Source organism: Vibrio tubiashii ATCC 19109 (genome assembly GCF_000772105.1).
Lineage (GTDB): Bacteria > Pseudomonadota > Gammaproteobacteria > Enterobacterales > Vibrionaceae > Vibrio > Vibrio tubiashii.
Window position 1 is genome coordinate 2,728,529 of record NZ_CP009354.1, and the last position, 16,839, is coordinate 2,745,367.

At 45.8% G+C, this 16,839-nt stretch carries 13 protein-coding genes and 1 other annotated feature; of the genes, 4 read left to right on the forward strand and 9 right to left on the reverse strand.

The annotated features are described in order from the left end of the window. Positions 1-58: 58 nt before the first annotated feature. Positions 59-679, forward strand: a complete 621-nt coding sequence (locus IX91_RS12415) for a TRIC cation channel family protein (protein WP_004743207.1) — start codon at positions 59-61, stop codon at positions 677-679. Positions 680-903: 224 nt separating this feature from the next. Here IX91_RS12415 and thrC read toward each other — a convergent pair whose 3' ends face one another. From thrC to thrA, 3 genes are read right to left on the reverse strand one after another with little or no spacing between them, the layout of a single operon-like run. Then, on the reverse strand, positions 904-2,187 hold the full coding sequence (gene thrC, locus IX91_RS12420) for a threonine synthase (protein WP_004743206.1): 1,284 nt from the start codon (positions 2,185-2,187) through the stop codon (positions 904-906). Next, positions 2,184-3,140 carry a homoserine kinase gene (gene thrB / locus IX91_RS12425; protein WP_004743205.1) on the reverse strand — a complete coding sequence of 319 codons (957 nt, stop codon included), beginning with the start codon at positions 3,138-3,140 and terminating at the stop codon, positions 2,184-2,186. Before thrB ends, thrC begins: the two co-directional genes overlap by 4 nt. Before the next feature lie 15 nt (positions 3,141-3,155). After that, entirely contained in the window at positions 3,156-5,615 is a 2,460-nt protein-coding gene (thrA, locus tag IX91_RS12430; protein WP_004749916.1) for a bifunctional aspartate kinase/homoserine dehydrogenase I, read from the reverse strand. A gap of 30 nt (positions 5,616-5,645) precedes the next feature. Beyond that, positions 5,646-5,765, reverse strand: a sequence feature (Thr leader region). A 284-nt stretch (positions 5,766-6,049) separates the two neighbouring features. Between thrA and IX91_RS12435 the strand changes: the two genes are divergently transcribed. Next, positions 6,050-6,511 carry a hypothetical protein gene (locus IX91_RS12435; protein ID WP_004744731.1) on the forward strand — a complete coding sequence of 154 codons (462 nt, stop codon included), beginning with the start codon at positions 6,050-6,052 and terminating at the stop codon, positions 6,509-6,511. On the opposite strand, the gene IX91_RS12440 is transcribed toward IX91_RS12435, so the two are convergent. Further along, positions 6,508-6,993: a putative 4-hydroxy-4-methyl-2-oxoglutarate aldolase gene (locus IX91_RS12440; protein ID WP_004744732.1), complete on the reverse strand. Its 486-nt coding sequence runs from the start codon at positions 6,991-6,993 to the stop codon at positions 6,508-6,510. The two genes, IX91_RS12435 and IX91_RS12440, sit on opposite strands and share 4 nt — an antisense overlap. A gap of 37 nt (positions 6,994-7,030) precedes the next feature. After that, a complete protein-coding gene (locus IX91_RS12445; RefSeq protein WP_004744733.1) occupies positions 7,031-7,420 on the reverse strand; it encodes a DUF3293 domain-containing protein in 390 nt (129 codons plus the stop codon). A 326-nt stretch (positions 7,421-7,746) separates the two neighbouring features. Between IX91_RS12445 and arcA the strand changes: the two genes are divergently transcribed. Next, positions 7,747-8,463: a two-component system response regulator ArcA gene (gene arcA, locus IX91_RS12450; RefSeq protein ID WP_004744734.1), complete on the forward strand. Its 717-nt coding sequence runs from the start codon at positions 7,747-7,749 to the stop codon at positions 8,461-8,463. Positions 8,464-8,580: 117 nt separating this feature from the next. On the opposite strand, the gene hldE is transcribed toward arcA, so the two are convergent. The 3 genes from hldE to IX91_RS12465 form a co-directional block, all read right to left on the reverse strand. Next, positions 8,581-10,011, reverse strand: coding sequence for a bifunctional D-glycero-beta-D-manno-heptose-7-phosphate kinase/D-glycero-beta-D-manno-heptose 1-phosphate adenylyltransferase HldE (gene hldE, locus IX91_RS12455; RefSeq protein WP_004744735.1), 1,431 nt, complete (start codon positions 10,009-10,011; stop codon positions 8,581-8,583). A gap of 52 nt (positions 10,012-10,063) precedes the next feature. Next, complete coding sequence (glnE, locus tag IX91_RS12460) at positions 10,064-12,904, reverse strand: bifunctional [glutamate--ammonia ligase]-adenylyl-L-tyrosine phosphorylase/[glutamate--ammonia-ligase] adenylyltransferase (protein WP_004744736.1); 2,841 nt, start codon at positions 12,902-12,904, stop codon at positions 10,064-10,066. Positions 12,905-13,015: 111 nt separating this feature from the next. Then, positions 13,016-14,272, reverse strand: coding sequence for a methyl-accepting chemotaxis protein (locus IX91_RS12465; protein ID WP_004744737.1), 1,257 nt, complete (start codon positions 14,270-14,272; stop codon positions 13,016-13,018). A 111-nt stretch (positions 14,273-14,383) separates the two neighbouring features. Between IX91_RS12465 and IX91_RS12470 the strand changes: the two genes are divergently transcribed. Beyond that, positions 14,384-15,151: a potassium channel family protein gene (locus IX91_RS12470; RefSeq protein ID WP_004744738.1), complete on the forward strand. Its 768-nt coding sequence runs from the start codon at positions 14,384-14,386 to the stop codon at positions 15,149-15,151. Between the two features lie 15 nt (positions 15,152-15,166). Here IX91_RS12470 and IX91_RS12475 read toward each other — a convergent pair whose 3' ends face one another. Beyond that, on the reverse strand, positions 15,167-16,684 hold the full coding sequence (locus IX91_RS12475) for a CYTH and CHAD domain-containing protein (protein WP_004744739.1): 1,518 nt from the start codon (positions 16,682-16,684) through the stop codon (positions 15,167-15,169). Between the last annotated feature and the right edge of the window lie 155 nt (positions 16,685-16,839).

Consider the following 16,839-nt stretch of genomic DNA (forward strand, 5'->3'; position numbering starts at 1 on the left):
TCTCGTACAATCCCTTTTCGTTTTCTGTTCCCTTTTTTAAGTAAGAGATTTTAGTGTCATGGATTCCATGCTGCTTTATGTCGTCGACTTGTTCGGTACGGCTATTTTTGCAATTTCAGGTGTTCTATTAGCGGGTCGATTAAAAATGGACCCTTTTGGTGTTGCTGTACTTGGTAGTGTCACTGCAATAGGCGGAGGCACCATCCGTGATATGGCCCTGGGTGCGACGCCGGTTTTCTGGATCACCGATACCAACTATTTGTGGACCATCCTGATTACTTGCTTGCTCACCATGCTTATAGTCAGAAGACCTAAGCGTCTCGCATGGTGGATATTACCTGTCTGTGATGCCATTGGTCTCGCGGTGTTTGTCGGCATTGGCGTTGAAAAGACCATGGCTTATCAAGACTCTGCCCTTGTAGCGATCATTATGGGTGTAATAACAGGCTGCGGTGGCGGTATTATCCGTGACGTACTTGCCCGTGAAGTACCTATGGTTCTTAGAAGTGAAGTGTACGCGACCGCATGTATCATTGGTGGAGCATTCCACACCGCCGCTTTAGCCATGGGTCACAGTAGCGATAGCGCATTTCTCGCAGGTGTAGCCTCGACTCTACTCATTAGACTTGGCGCCATTCGCTGGCACTTGTCACTGCCAACGTTTGCTTTGAATCGATAGCGGGATTATTTCCAAAGGTTTACTTTAATTGTCATTCCTTAGAACGAAGAATGAGTGAGTAAGGAATCTCCAAATCCAATTCGACTTGCTTTAAGAGATCCCCAACTCGTTCGTTCCTCACTCTTGAGGATGACAGTAATAACACGTCTAGGAATGACAAGTAGGTAACGACCCAAATAAAAAAGGTCACCGAAGTGACCTTTTTCGTATTCAATAAGCGCGGATTATTTCTGCACTCGACGCAGTACTTGTTTTAGCAAGTCAAAGTCGTTAGCTAGGTCTTCAGATAGAAGCTCCATTGCAGCGTGCTTAGCGAGTGGTCCTGGTAATTCGATATCTGAACCGAGAATATCATCGACCACTTCTTTGAACTTGGCTGGGTGAGCGGTACATAGGAATAGGCCAGTTTCGCCCTCTTGAAGCTGCTCGTCTAGAACGCGGTAAGCGATCGCACCGTGTGGCTCACACAGGTAACCTTGCTCATGCAGCTCTTTGACTGATTCCGCACTTTGCGCATCAGTGACCGCACCTTTACCAAGCGCCTCTAAGCCCCACTCTTTTACGCGGCATAGCTCTTCGATACGTGGCCAGTTGTTTGGTTGACTAACATCCATCGCATTCGAAGTTGTCGCCACTGTTGGCTTAGGATCCCAGTTACCTGTTTCTAGGTAGCGCGGCACAGTATCATTAGCGTTAGTCGCTGCAATGAAACGTTTGATTGGCAAACCCAGAGCTTTAGCCAATAGACCTGCAGTCAAGTTACCGAAGTTGCCACTTGGTACAGAAACAACAAGATTCTCACGCTGCTCTTTGCTTAGCTGTGAAGCCGCTTCAAAGTAGTAACAGATTTGCGCCATTAGACGTGAGATGTTGATGGAGTTCGCTGAGTTAAGGCCAATCTCTTCACGCAGTGCCGCATCATCAAATGCTTGCTTAACCAAAGCCTGACAAGCATCGAAGTCACCATCAATGGCTACTGTGTGAATGTTCTTACCAAGCGTACAGAACAGCTTTTCTTGTAGCGGACTGATCTTACCTTTTGGATATAGGATAACGACATTGATGTCTTCCATTCCATAGAAGGCATGAGCAACTGCTGCACCCGTATCACCCGAAGTTGCGGTTAGGATGGTGATTTTACCGCCATCAGAAACAGCCGCGAGTGACTGCGCCATAAAACGACCACCAAAGTCTTTAAACGCTAATGTCGGACCATGGAATAACTCTAGCGCGTATACGCCCTCTTTAACTTTGTTAATTGGAGCTGGGAATTGGAAAGCAGCATCCACTAGCGAGTTCACTTTCTCTTCCGCAAGTTCATCACCAATTAACGCAGAAAGAATCTTTGTACTACGTGAAATAAAATCTTCTGCTAACAGGGCGTCGATATCATCGAACTTAGGCAACTCTTGTGGGAAAAAAAGGCCTTGGTTACGACCTAACCCTTGGCGAACGGCTTGGCCAAAGGATACTTGTTCATCATTTTCTTTTATGTTGTACAGCTTCATAGCTCACTTCCTGTTACGTTCGAACCTTGCTTGTTGAGGCGACAAACATGGACGAATCCTTCTTCATTTTGTACGTAGTTTTGTTCAAGCCAGCGAGCAACTCGCTCAGCGACATCTTTATCTTTACAAATACTAAATAGTGTTGGGCCACTACCAGAAATACCAGTAGCTAAAGCCCCGGCTGTAGCTGCATATTTACGTGCGTCAGCAAAGCCTGGTAGCAGTTTCTCACGATACGGTTCAGCGATCACGTCTTTGATCATCTTCGCTGCCAATTCAGGTTGATTTGAATGACACGCATGGATAAAACCAGCAAGGTGACGACCGTGAGCAATGATATCTTGACGGCGATATTGAGAGGGTAAGATCTCGCGTGCTTCAGCGGTTGAAACCTTGATCCCTGGGTACGCCATTACCCAGTACCAATCGTCAAAGCATGGTACTTCTTGGCTGATAATCCCAAGCTCTTCTAGCATAAGCTGAACGCCACCTAAGTAACATGGCGCAACGTTATCATAGTGGATGCCACCAGAAATTTGGCCTTCCATTTCACCCATGAGTGCGAGCAGTTCTGTCTCATTTAACGGCTCACCATGAAAACGGTTTAGTGCATCAAGCGCGGCAACAATCGAACAGGCGCTAGAACCTAATCCAGAGCCGATTGGCATGTTCTTTTCTAACGTCATTTCCAACGCTAGCAGCGCTTCACCTTTTTTGTCTAGCTCTCTGGCAAATACTCGCCAACAGTCATAAACGATATTTTCTTTTGGATCAGCAGGCAGCTTAGAAACAAAGTTACCTGCTGTTTTCAAACTGAATGGTTCGCTACCTGATTTCACTAAAACTCGATCACCGAGTAGAGTGCCATCAATTGGGGACACAGCCGCCCCCAACACGTCGAAACCGACACTAACATTACCAATTGATGCTGGAGCGTAAACTGCTACATCCATACCACGGCTCATATTCTAAACTCCTAGCTTCCAACCTAATGTACGCATCACGTCTGAGAAAACGCCTGCCGCTGTTACTTCAGTACCCGCACCGTAACCGCGTAATACAAGCGGAATAGGTTGGTAGTAGCGGCTGTAGAATGCCAGTGCGTTCTCACCATCTTTAATCTTAAACATTGGATCGTTTTCATCTACTGCAGCAATGCTTACGCGGCACTGGCCATCTGCAATTTCACCCACATAACGCAGTACTTTGCCCTCTTCAGCGGCTTGAGCAGATTGCTCCTTAAAGTAAGCGTCCGCTTCTGGAAGGCGAGCCATAAACTCTTCTACGCTGCCTGAATCATCAAAGCCAGGTGGCAGTGCTTGATCGACGATCACATCTTCAAGCTCGAGGTTCATACCCGCTTCACGCGCAAGAATAAGTAGCTTACGCGCGACATCCATACCTGAAAGATCATCACGTGGGTCAGGCTCTGTAAAGCCATTGTCTTTAGCAATGTTGGTCGCTTGGCTTAGTGTCATGCCTTCATCAAGCTTGCCGAAGATGTAAGAAAGTGAACCAGATAAAATGCCACTAAAACGTTCAAGTTCATCACCTGCAGAAATAAGGTTCTGTAGGTTTTCGATAACTGGCAGACCAGCACCTACCGTTGTTTCGTACATCAATTTGCGGCGAGAGCTACGCGCAACATCGCGCAATTGGTGGTAGTAAGCCATGCTCGACGTATTGGCTTTCTTGTTTGGTGTGACAACGTGGAAGCCTGCTGCCAAGAAATCTGCGTACTGATTGGCGATAGATTCACTTGAAGTACAATCCACCAGCACAGGGTTGATGATATGGTTACGTTGAACAAGAGAGATCAAGCGAGCCAAAGTAAACTCTTCGGAAGCATCTTTCATGCGATCGCGCCAATGATCGAGTGGTAGCCCTTCGCTATCTAGCAGTAGCCCCTTGCTGTTCGCTAGACCACATACTCGAAGGATAATGCCTTTTTCTGCCAATTTAGCTTGCTGACGCTGAATCTGATCCACCAGCTCACCACCAACACCACCAACACCAACAACAAACACATCGAGGAAGTGTTTCGAGTTAAATAGATTTTCATGACACGCTTTGATCGCTTCAGAGATCTTATCTTCCGGAATCACCGCAGAGATAGCACGCTCCGAAGAACCTTGGGCAATAGCGACGATATTGACGTTCACTTCTGCTAGGGAAGAGAAGAATTGCGAAGCCACACCACGTGATGTGCGCATACCGTCACCCACTAGCGTTACGATAGCCACGTCACTGATAAATTCGACAGGCTCTAGTAGACCGTCTTTAAGCTCAAGCTCGAAAGTCTCGCTCAGTGCTTGCTCAGCAATTTCTTTGTCTTGTGCTTCAATACAGAAACTGATGCTGTATTCAGAAGAAGACTGAGTAATCAGCACAATAGAGACACCTGCTGAAGACATTGCACCGAAGACTCGGCTCGCCATGCCAACCATGCCTTTCATACCTGGGCCAGACACGTTAACCATTGTTAAGTCGCTAAGCGTCGTGATGCCTTTAATCGCTAGATTATCTTCACCTGTATCTTGACCGATTAAAGTCCCCGCTCCTTGTGGGTTAAAGCTGTTTTTAATCAAACAAGGAATGTGGAACTGAGCGATAGGTGCAATGGTTTTAGGGTGTAAAACGGAAGCACCAAAGTAAGAGAGTTCCATTGCCTCTTGGTAACTGAGCGATTTAAGTAGACGCGCATCATCTACTAGGCGAGGGTCACAGTTGTAGACGCCATCTACGTCAGTCCAAATCTCACAGCAATCGGCGCGCAGACATGCAGCCAATACTGCAGCTGAGTAATCTGAGCCGTTTCGACCTAGCGTAACTAATTCGCCATCTTCATTACCCGCAGTAAAACCAGGCATGATGTTAACGTGACCTTGAGGAAGAGGGGTTTGACGGAAGTTTTGCGTTGAAACTTCAACATCAACCATCGCTTCTAAATGCTCACCGCGAGCAAATAAGTACTGAACAGGATCAATCAGACTTGCCGCTTGTCCTTTCGCTTCCAATACCGCCTTCATTAGTTGGATAGAAACGCGCTCACCTTTACTGATAATGCGAGCATTAACGTTGTCTGGGCACATGCCTAAAAGGTTGATGCCATGAACGAACTGACGTAACTGAGTTAGAGAAGTTTTAACTTGGTTGTCGTAACCACTGCCATCAATGTTTGGCAGCACTTGTTTGATATCTTGGAAAAGGTCGCGGAAAGAATCTTCGAGCTCGGCAATTTGCAGCTCAGCCTCACCATTTTTTAACGCGCCTTCAATTACAGAAACTAACTTATTGGTGGTTTTACCCGGTGCTGAAAGCACAACCGCCACTTCTTCTTGCTGGGCATTATTAGCAATGATATCTGCCGCTCTTAAAAAACGATCAGCATCCGCTAATGATGAACCTCCAAACTTTAAAACTCGCATCCCTTCCTCCAAATAGGTCATAAATTGACATAAAAAAAGGCCTGTATCTGGTGGGATACAGGCCTTTTTTTAAAATTTCTTTCGCTTAGCAGCCTGCCCCAACAATAGCGATGTCGGTAATAATAATGGTTGTGGTCATTACTAGGCGTTGGTGCTGCATATTCTTAATTATCTTTACGATGTGTGTTTGCTTACTTATACGTTTACCTTATTTTTCCCACTCTCGTCAACGAAAAGTTACTATTTTTTGTTCACACTCAGGCTCACTCGCATTCACAACATCTCACCATGTTAATCATTGATTGCAACAACCAATGAAACCATTAGCACATATCATAATAACTAATTGCTATATAAAACTTGCAACTAGTTCGTTCGTTTTATGCTTTAATTAGTTTTGCAGTGGAAAGCAGACAATAACAAAGGAGTGGCATATGAAAATAATCCTAAGCCTATCAGCGCTACTATGCGCCTGCCCGTTGTTTGCAACCGAACTGCCTCCCTTACCTTCTCAGCAATCCACTTCGCCACATAAGATCTTTTTATCGACAGAAAACGATCAGTATGATTTTGATTCTTGGAAAATTGATGGTGGCTACTCTTACAATCTGTTCGACAAAGTCGATCTTTATGTCGGGGCACGACTTAACAATAACGATAAGATCAATGAGACAGGTTTTCTTAGTGGCGTGAGTTACCAATTGACACCAAGAGTCTCAGTACAAAGTACCTTGCATTCCTACAGCGATGAGACCTTATCAGAAGGAAGAGAATCCAGTATTGCGGCAGAAGTATCAAGCCGTATGAAGTTAACTGATAACTTGGATGTGCATGCCACTCTCGACTATCAAGAGTGGCAAAAAGGAGTTGAAGTAGGACTGGGCTTTAGATTCTAACTCCAATCTAGCAGTTCAGTTGACATCAAAACGCCATTCCAATCCGCATAGATATAATCACCCGGCTGAATCATTTGATTGTGTATTGTCAGTGTGACATTCACTTCGCCAGCTCCACGTTTCTCTGTCTTAAATGGGCAAGTCCCCAAGGCTTTAATACCCAGCTCCATTTCGGCCATCATGCCGACATCTCGAACGGCACCATTGACGATCACACCTTCCCAGTTATTATCGATAGCCAAGATCGCCAGTTGATCGCCCAACAAGGCTTTCTGGCAAGAGCCATGTCCATCGACAACCAGTACTTTTCCCGTACCATCTTGGCTCAGCATTTCTCTAACTTTTGAATTATCGTGATAGCAGCGCACCGTGACAATTTCACCGTAAAAGGCAAACTTTTGACCAAAGCTGTGTAGAGGTAACTCTAGCAGAGTAACCTTATCTTCATGCTTATCACAAATATCAGGGGTTATATCTTTCATTTTTCCTCCATGAACTTCCAAAATTAAAAATCGAATCCTATCGACAGCGGCTGCGCCAATTGCCTAGCGCGACCTTGCTTTGTTCTTCTAAGCAGGAAAGGAGAAATAGCCTCTCTCCTTCGACATAATAGATGGCGTTTTGTTGGTATTTTCGCCCTAACTCTAACGCCTCGTGTTGGCTAATTTGAACAGCAAAACTCTCTTCAAACCAAGTAAAATCCTTATTGCCCACTTGGACACCACACCAACAAGTATGGCTCACTTCTTGAGCTAAGTGTTGATTATTTCTGTCATTATCACTTTTTGACAGCCAAATACTTTTCGGGTTCCAAGCTGTAATAATAGCAAACTGGCTGCACATTAGTTGTCGCTCAAAACGAAAGTAAGGATCGCAGTAGGCTTGCCAGAGGTCAGAATCAATTGCCATAAAACCACAAGTTATACATTTAATAGATACTATTAATATTTGTTACATTCTAACTCTTGATATAAATCAACAAAGTGATTGGAATTAACATTTCTACGTTGTTAGCATGCTGTTAACATTATAGAATCCGCCTCAAAGACTAGTAGAATGTAGAGGATTAGGGACCTCTTCAGCGTAGAAAAGCAGCACCAAGGATGGCGGGCGATCAAAGAGAGTGTATTTTTACAGTCTTTGGTTTATTATCAACATCACATTACCTGTATGTTATGTTTTTGCCTAGAATTTATTCTATTAGCACAAATTTTTCACAAGTTTAGGTACCGCCAATGCAAACCCCGCACATTCTTATTGTTGAAGATGAGCAAGTAACTCGTAACACTCTAAAGAGTATTTTTGAAGCAGAGGGATACGCTGTTTTTGAGGCCAGTGACGGTGAAGAGATGCACCAGGTGCTGTCTGACAACCAAGTGAACTTGGTCATTATGGACATCAACCTACCAGGCAAGAATGGTCTACTGCTCGCTCGCGAACTGCGTGAGCAAGCTAACGTTGCACTAATGTTCTTAACAGGCCGTGACAATGAAGTTGATAAGATTCTTGGTCTAGAAATCGGTGCTGACGATTACATCACTAAACCGTTTAACCCACGTGAACTGACTATCCGTGCTCGCAACCTACTGAATCGCTCGATGAATTCAAGCGCAGTTAGCGAAGACAAGCGCAGCGTAGAGAAATACGAGTTCAATGGTTGGGTACTTGATATCAACAGTCGCTCACTGGTTAGCCCGAGCGGCGATGGCTACAAGCTACCGCGTTCTGAGTTCCGTGCTCTACTTCACTTCTGTGAAAACCCAGGCAAGATTCAGACACGTGCAGACCTGCTGAAGAAAATGACAGGTCGCGAACTTAAGCCACACGACCGTACTGTTGACGTAACGATTCGTCGTATTCGTAAGCACTTTGAATCAGTTTCTGGTACACCAGAAATCATTGCAACGATTCACGGTGAAGGCTACCGCTTCTGTGGTGATCTAGAAGAGTAATCGACTCTTTATCAGAAAATGGAGCCAATCGGCTCCATTTTTGTATGTATTGGATATAAAAATGCTCGCTATTTAGCGAGCATTTGTTCATTCGTTGTTAGGGTCTGTTGACCTAGGTTAGCCGCGACCACCTTTGATAGCATCGATGATCTCAGTCGTTGAACAACCATCTTCAAAGTTAAGCACTTTAACTTCACCACCATTAGCGATCACTTCTTTGCCACCCGCAATCTCTTCAGGTTTGTAGTCTCCGCCTTTTACTAGCAAGTCAGGTAGAACTTCAGAGATCAAGCGCTGTGGTGTGTCTTCACCGAAAGGCACTACCCAATCAACCGCACCAAGACCTGCTAATACTGCCATACGACGATCGGTAGGGTTCACCGGGCGGCCTGGACCTTTAAGGCGTTTCACTGATTCATCGGTATTAACAGCAACAATCAATCGATCGCCTAGCTCAGCAGCGTGGTTTAGGTAAGAGACATGGCCTGCGTGAAGAATATCAAAACAGCCATTAGTCATGACAACCTTCTCGCCTTTTGACTGTGCTTTCTTAACCGCCTCAATCAGCGCCTGCTCACCAATCACCCCAAAGTCGGTGTCTTGACTACCATGTACCGCTTCAGCAAGTTCAATAGTTGAAACGGTTGATGTACCTAGCTTACCAACAACAACGCCAGCGGCAGCATTCGCAAGTGCACAAGCTTGATCCAACGGCTTACCCGCTGCGACAGAGGCAGCCAGTACCGAAATAACCGTATCACCGGCACCCGTTACGTCGTAGACTTCTTTCGCTTGAGTTGGGAGGTGGAAAGGCTCTTGACCACGGCGTAGTAGTGTCATGCCATGCTCACTGCGAGTCACCAGTAGTGCTTCGAAGTCAAATTCTTCAATCAGTGCTAAGCCTTTTTCGACTAGCTCTTCATCCGTTTTTACCTTACCAACAACATGCTCAAATTCCGCCATGTTTGGCGTCAATAGCGTCGCACCACGGTAACGTTCAAAGTCTGCACCTTTAGGGTCGATGAATACCGGCACTTTAGCGGCGCGTGCTTTTTGGATGAACTGCTGAACATGCTCTAGTGCACCTTTAGCGTAATCAGATAGCACCACTGACTTCACTTTTGGTAACGCTTGTTCCATACGATCGAGAATCAGCTCAGCATCAACGTTTTCAAATTTGTCTTCAAAGTCTAAACGAATCAGTTGCTGGCCACGGCTTAATACGCGCAGCTTAGTAATTGTTGGGTAGTTTGGCAGTCCAACAAAGTCACATTTTACTTTTAGAGCTGAAAGCGTCTCGTTAAGTACTTTGGCAGGCTCATCAATCCCTGTTAAACCAACAATATGAGCATGACCACCAAGAGAGGCGATATTCATCGCAACGTTGGCAGCACCACCAGGACGCTCTTCATTGTTTTCTACTTTTACTACAGGCACTGGTGCTTCTGGTGAAATGCGCCCTGTCGGCCCATACCAATAGCGATCTAACATCACGTCGCCGATAATAAGCACGCCAGAATCACTGTAGTTCGGTAGGATTGGCTTCATTGTGGTTCTCCAAATTCTAATTCGGGCAAGAGTTTAGCATAAAGGCTCGACGTTATTCTAACCACTCGTGCCATAGCTTAGTCACAAGCTCACGCTCTTTGACCAATTTTTCGTCTGCCACATCGGCATCGAGGTTTAATAAGTTGCGATGATGGATCTGATCTCGCATTGTCGTGTAGGCATGAGTGAGCGCCATCGCAGCGCCTTCATCCATAATGCCTTGTGCCATCATGCTTTCAAATATACGTACATTGTCACTCCAACGAGTAAGCTTAGGCTTTTGATGACTGTAGCGTAAGACAAGGTATTGAGCTAAAAATTCAACGTCCGTGATACCGCCCGGATCTTGTTTGAGCATAAAGCGCCCTGCTTTCTTGCCGCCCAAGTGATCGCGCATTTTGACCCGCATTTCAGAGACATCTTTAACCAGTTTAGCTTCGTCACGCTCTAGGCAGAGAATATCGTGGCGAGTTTGTGCAAAAGCTTGCTGCAGGGGAGCATCCCCATAAATCATACGCGCCCGCACAAGTGCCTGATGCTCCCAAGTCCAAGCCTCATCACGCTGATACTCATCAAATGCATCAGTAGGGCTTACCAACAAGCCAGAAGCGCCAGAAGGGCGTAAGCGCGTGTCGACTTCATACAAGATCCCTGACGCGGTTCGTGTAGAGAAGATATGAATCACGCGTTGCGCTAAGCGTAAGTAGAACTGTCGGCCATCAATCTCTTTCTTGCCGTCGGTATAAACGTGGACCGGACAGTCATGCATAAAGACGATATCTAAGTCCGAGTTATAGCCAAGCTCCCAACCCCCTACTTTACCGTAGCCCACGACTGCAAAGCCTTTGCCATCGCGCTCTTTAATATGAGTCGGTTCACCATATTTCTCGGTCATCTGTAGCCAAGCTTGGTTGACTACCGATTCAACGATCGCTTCTGCAAGGTAAGTTAAGTGATCACTCACTTTCATCACAGGTAAAACACCCGCAATATCTGCTGCTGCAATTCTTAAGATACAGATCTGCTTAAACTGGCGCAGCGCCTCCATCTGCTGCTCCATATCATCTTCTGGGATGCGAGCAAGGAAGTCGCGCAGTTCCGTGCGATAACTTTCAAGTGGGACTGGGTTATATAGCTGCTGCGGGTCAATAAGCTCATCAAGCAAGATTGGATAACGACCCAGTTGCTCAGAAATCATCGGGCTTGCGGTACACAAACGAACTAGCTGGACTAGAGCCGCTTGGTGCTCATCGAGTAGCTCTAAATACGTTGTTCGAGTGACAATCTTATGCAGTAAATGCAACACGCGCGGCAGGCCAAACTTGGCATCTTGATGGCTATAGATAGCCGAGAAGATCTTCGGCATCAGCTTGTTAAGCACTTCACGGCCACGCGGACCGAGAGTTTTCTTAGCCAGGTCTTGCTTAAATTGGATAATGGTTTGCGCCATTTGCTGCGGATCATCGGCTTGAATATCATGCTCTAAGATATGCTCAATTACATCTTGCTTAGCCGCCATATCCCACAGCTCGGTAAAGTGCTTGGCAATGTCTTGCTGCTCTTCCTCTTCTTCACCGATCAATGTGGCAAAAACGGCATGAACATTGGCCATATGCTGTTGCACTTCAGCAATAAGATCTTGCCACTGGCTATAGCCCATCGCCACCGCTAGCTGAAGCTGTTCACTATCCGATTCTGGCAAGGTCTGTGTTTGCTTATCTGCCATTGCCTGCAGTAAGTTTTCTAAGCGACGTAAAAACTTATACGCAATACGTAAGTGGTCTGTTTCTTCGGCACTAAGCTGTTCTAACTCTTCAATCGCATCAAGTGTATCTAACAAGCCACGTTGGCGTAAGCTTGGTTCGCGTCCACCGCGGATAAGCTGGAATACTTGAGCAATAAATTCAATTTCACGTATGCCGCCCGCACCGAGCTTAATATTATTGCTTAGCCCGCGGCGACGCACTTCGCTACTGATCATCGATTTCATGCGGCGCAAAGATTGAATCGCACTAAAATCGATGTAGCGACGAAACACAAATGGGCGTAGCATCTGGCGCAGTTCTTGGTATTCAGGGTACATCTCACGCCCCATCACACGAGCTTTGATCATCGCATAACGTTCCCAATCGCGCCCTTGCTCTTGGTAGTAATCTTCTAGTGCCGCGTAACTCATCACCAGTGGCCCGCTATCTCCAAACGGGCGCAGGCGCATATCGACTCGGTAACAGAAACCATCGAAAGTCTGCTGATCGAGCGCTTTGATGATTCTCTGACCTAGTCGAGTAAAAAATTGAGCATTAGCGATACTGCGACGAGCACCTTGGGTTTCACCGTTTTCTGGATAGGTAAAGATCAGATCGATATCCGATGAGAAGTTAAGTTCACCACCACCGAGTTTACCCATACCAATGATTAGCATAGGTTGCGCTTCACCTTGCGCATTGGTCGGCGTACCCCACAACTCACAACACGCTTTGTACTGCCATTGGTAGGTTTCAAAAATCATCGCTTCTGCAAGCTGTGATAGATGCTCTAGGCTCTGCTCTAATGACCATGACGCGGTGAAATCTCGCCAGGCAATGTAAGTCATCTCTCGGTTGCGAAACTGCCTTAACACACGGTGACCCTGCATTTCATCACTACACGATTCAAGTAACTGAGATAAACGTTGTCGGTACTGTTCGCAACGTGACTCTTCAGCCAACATGCCAGGAAGCGCTTGCACCAGTTCTTCATCGCTACTTAAAGTCTGGCTAATAAACTTACTCAAGCCAGTCACATAACCAAGCTGTTCTTTTAGATCCGTTGGCCAGCTATTTAACGCTTGAGAGGTAGAGAGTGATTCCAGAGCAGAGTGAGAAATTGCAGTAAGACTTTCGGGCAGTTGCATGATTCTTCCTTGTAGAAAAATACCAATCGAGAGAAGGGTAACCCCTTATTTATACCAATAAAAAACGCCCACTAGTAGCCAGTGAGCGTTTATTAGGAGTAAGTTGAGAAGCTAGACTTTAAATGAAGTGATCTTTTTATCTAACTCTTCCGCGTTTTGCTGCATAATTTCAGACGTTTCAAGTAGCTCAGAAACCACAGTAACCGAGGCTTCAACTAACTCACGAACATTGGTTAGGTTTTGGTTCATCTCACCAGCCACACTACTTTGTTGGCCTGCTGCGGTTGCGATTTGGAAGTTCATATCATTGATCTGGTTTACTTGACCAACAATGCCATCCAGTTCGCTGCCTGCATTAGTAACAAGTTCTACCCCTTCTGCCGCTTCTACTACGCTTTTCTCCATCAACTCAACTGCCGAGTTTGCGCTCGACTGTAGCTGAGTAATCATCTCTTGAATCTCTACGGTTGCTTGCTGAGTTCGCTGTGCAAGGTTACGCACTTCATCGGCCACCACAGCAAAGCCGCGACCAGCCTCACCTGCACGGGCAGCCTCAATAGCGGCATTCAAAGCCAATAGGTTAGTCTGCTCTGAAATACCTTGAATGGTGCCGACCACGCTACCGATAGAGTCAACGCTCTCTTCGACTTGGTTCACCGCTTGGGCAGAAGCCGAAATGTCTTGTGACAGCTCACTAATCTTAACTACAGTATCTTGAACAAAACGCTGACCTGTTGCCGCCTGTCCTGACGCGCTTTCCGTTAATGTTGACGCGTTTTGAGCATGATCCGCGACGGTTTGCACTGTCGAGCTCATTTCACTCATCGCCGTTGCAAGCTGATCGATCTCATTGAATTCTTCCTGCGCTGATTCTTTGGTTTCAGACATGCTAAGCGTCATCACCTCAGTCAGTCCCGCAAGCTCTTGAGAAGCATCGACCTGCAGTTTGATCATCTCTTGCAGCTGTACTCGTGTTTTTTCTAGCTCGCGCGCGACATCACCATACTCATCTTTACATTCCATTTCGATTGGCACTGATAAATCTTTCTCTGCCATGGTTTTAATCGAGTCGCTAAGGTATTGGGTCTGGCGCAGCATCACGCGCGCAGCAAATAACAGAAGGATAACGAAGACCACGATCATGATGACGGTTTGCCATACAACCTGGACTAAATAGGCTTCATAGTGCTGTTGTGCTACTTGCGCATTTTGTGTCGCTGCTAGCAATGCATCATAAAATGTACTCGCATCCCACAACTGCTTGCCGATGATCAATAACGTACTGAACACCATCAGCATTACCATTTTAGGAACAAGGCGAATATCCGTGATCACGCGTTCCCATGGCTTAAATGCCATCTTGGTCATTGTCCATTCTCCATTTCGTCAATTTTATCTTTGCAGCGCTTTGTACTAGAGTGAGCGTAACTGAGACCCAATCCTCTGGTTTCACTGCATTTTATTTATTTCGAGCCTCGTATGAATAGAGATAATATCAAAGACGATACAAAACCGATGAGCTTGCTATCACTAATCTTGTCTTTTATGGCGCTATTTGTGATCTCTGGCTTACTGTTTTTTCCATTGCGCGCTGAAACTCGACAAGTCCTTATCGGCCTCGACTTTATAATCTGTAGCATATTCCTACTGCAACTCGGTGTAGATTTGATCCGTTCTACAGATCGTGTGCAATTTATGAAACGCCACTGGATAGACTTTGTGGCAAGTATCCCGATGATTGAACCTTTGCGCTATGCAAGGTTATTTTCAATTTTGCGAGTGATCTTAGTTATTCGATCGAGCCGCAGCGTGATCAAACAACTGCTCAAGAACAAACATGAAACGACATTAGCGTCGATCTTATTGCTGATGGTGATCTTACTGACTGCGGGATCAAGCATGATGCTGTTTATTGAAGGCCACTCACCGGATGCCAATATTCATGATGGTGGCGATGCGATGTGGTGGGCGCTAGTGACGATTTCAACGGTGGGCTATGGGGATCACTACCCCGTCACCAACGCAGGGCGAATTTTAGCGGCGGGGTTGATCATCTGTGGTGTAGGTTTGTTTGGTATGATTTCTGGCCTAGTTACCTCGATGATTACCTCCCCCTCTAAAGTACAGACCACTCGTTCGGAAAATAAAGAACGCTTGCTGCTTGAGTTAGTCGAAAAACAAAACCAAATACTTGAACGTTTAGATCGGTTGGAAAGAAATCAAGACAAACAAAAACGGGAACCCTGAGGTTCCCGTTATCAATTAATCTTGCCAGTATGGTTCGGCTTCAATACAGATGACTCGCGTCTGCTCCATCGCATGTAAGATTGAGCTTTCTTGTCTTGCTAACCAGCGCTCTAATTGCTCACGCTCTTCACCTTCAAGCTTCTCAACCAGTTGTTCTAAGGTTTTTAGCTTAAGCAGATCGTCAGTACCATGCAGCAAGTCACTCCACGGTAAGCGGAAACTATCGCGCTCATCAAAATCAAACAGACTCGCAAAACTCACCCCAGTATAAAGGTTACGCATCAAGCGGTATTGCTGCTCTATATAGTCGGCACTCGTTAGGCTTGTTTCTGGCGGAAACGCTTCCATTAACTCAGCCCAAGTACGGTCCAATTGCTGAACGGAAAAGTGTTCAATATTAAGTGACATCTTCTCACGGGATTTTTCATCTAAGAAAGGCTGCCAACCGCGCGTCAGGATCCAACGACTCAAATCAAGTAGTAGACCAGTGTAGCGCGCAGAATTAAGCAGCTCTAAAATCTGTTCGCGACTTGGTAACTGCTCTTGCATCAGTTTGAGCTCACCAACAAGGAATTTGCGTGCATCTAATTTACGCAACGCATGGCCTTTGTCATCTAGAAGGTCATCTAAATAGTCGTAGTCATGCAACCATTCGAGGTCTTGCTCTAGCCATTTCAACTCTTGGCGTAAGATGGCGCTGGCTCGACGAGGGACGACACCACCATAAACGGTCAAGATCTGACGAATAAAGCTGATCGAGTTTTTGATTTCATGAACCGCTTCAATAGAGTCACGCTCTGAAAAAATCTGCTCGTGGTAATGCCAATGAGATAGCGCATGCTCTAGAGAGTTGATAAAGCAAGATTCAACCGTATCGCTTTTGTCAGTCTTAACCAAAGGCAGTGGCTTAACTTCGTCACCTTGGTAATCCATCGCCAAACGGTAGCCCTTAGCAGCTTTACTTAAGTTGCCGAGACGCATCCCACCTTGCTCAGAGAAACTTCTTGCCAACGTAAATAAGGCATCGGTTTGACCCGACTTCAGCTCAAGCTCCACTTCACAAATAGGGTCTTCTTTACCATTTGCTTCTACTTTACCTTGGTCAAAGGCTACTTCAACTTGGCTGCCGTCAGGCATACCAATAAGCCATTGCTCACGGGTAAAGTTAGTGGCAAACAGTGGCTGTAGCTCAGCTTGTAACGTCGCTACATCTTTTCCTGCTGGCCAAATATCTAGCGGATGAAGGGTAAGCTCTGGATCGTTGCTGTCGTGTTCAGCGTTGAATTCCGGTCTCTGATGTAGACCCGCAACTACGCGTCCGGCGGTTTTCACCGTTTGCACATAGACATCGTCAAAACGACGAATACGAAGGCCAATATCGTGTTGACGCAACCATTGGTCAGGCGTATCGAAATAGGTGTTACCTAACTCTCGACAACTGTGCTGAAGTACCTTGGTTTCTGATATTTTCTGACGCAAAGTCTCTGAAAATTCGGGAGAAACAAAAAACTTCAGTTCTATCTCGGTTTCCATAGTTATACCTTTCAAAGCAGATAGAGACAGGATATTGCCAATTTTCTTACTCGGCAAGAAAGAAATATCGCGCTAATGATGATCTAAAACAGTTTTAATGAGTGATTTAATGGGTTAACATGCGCGCCTTTATAGCCATCGTTCAACATTTCGCC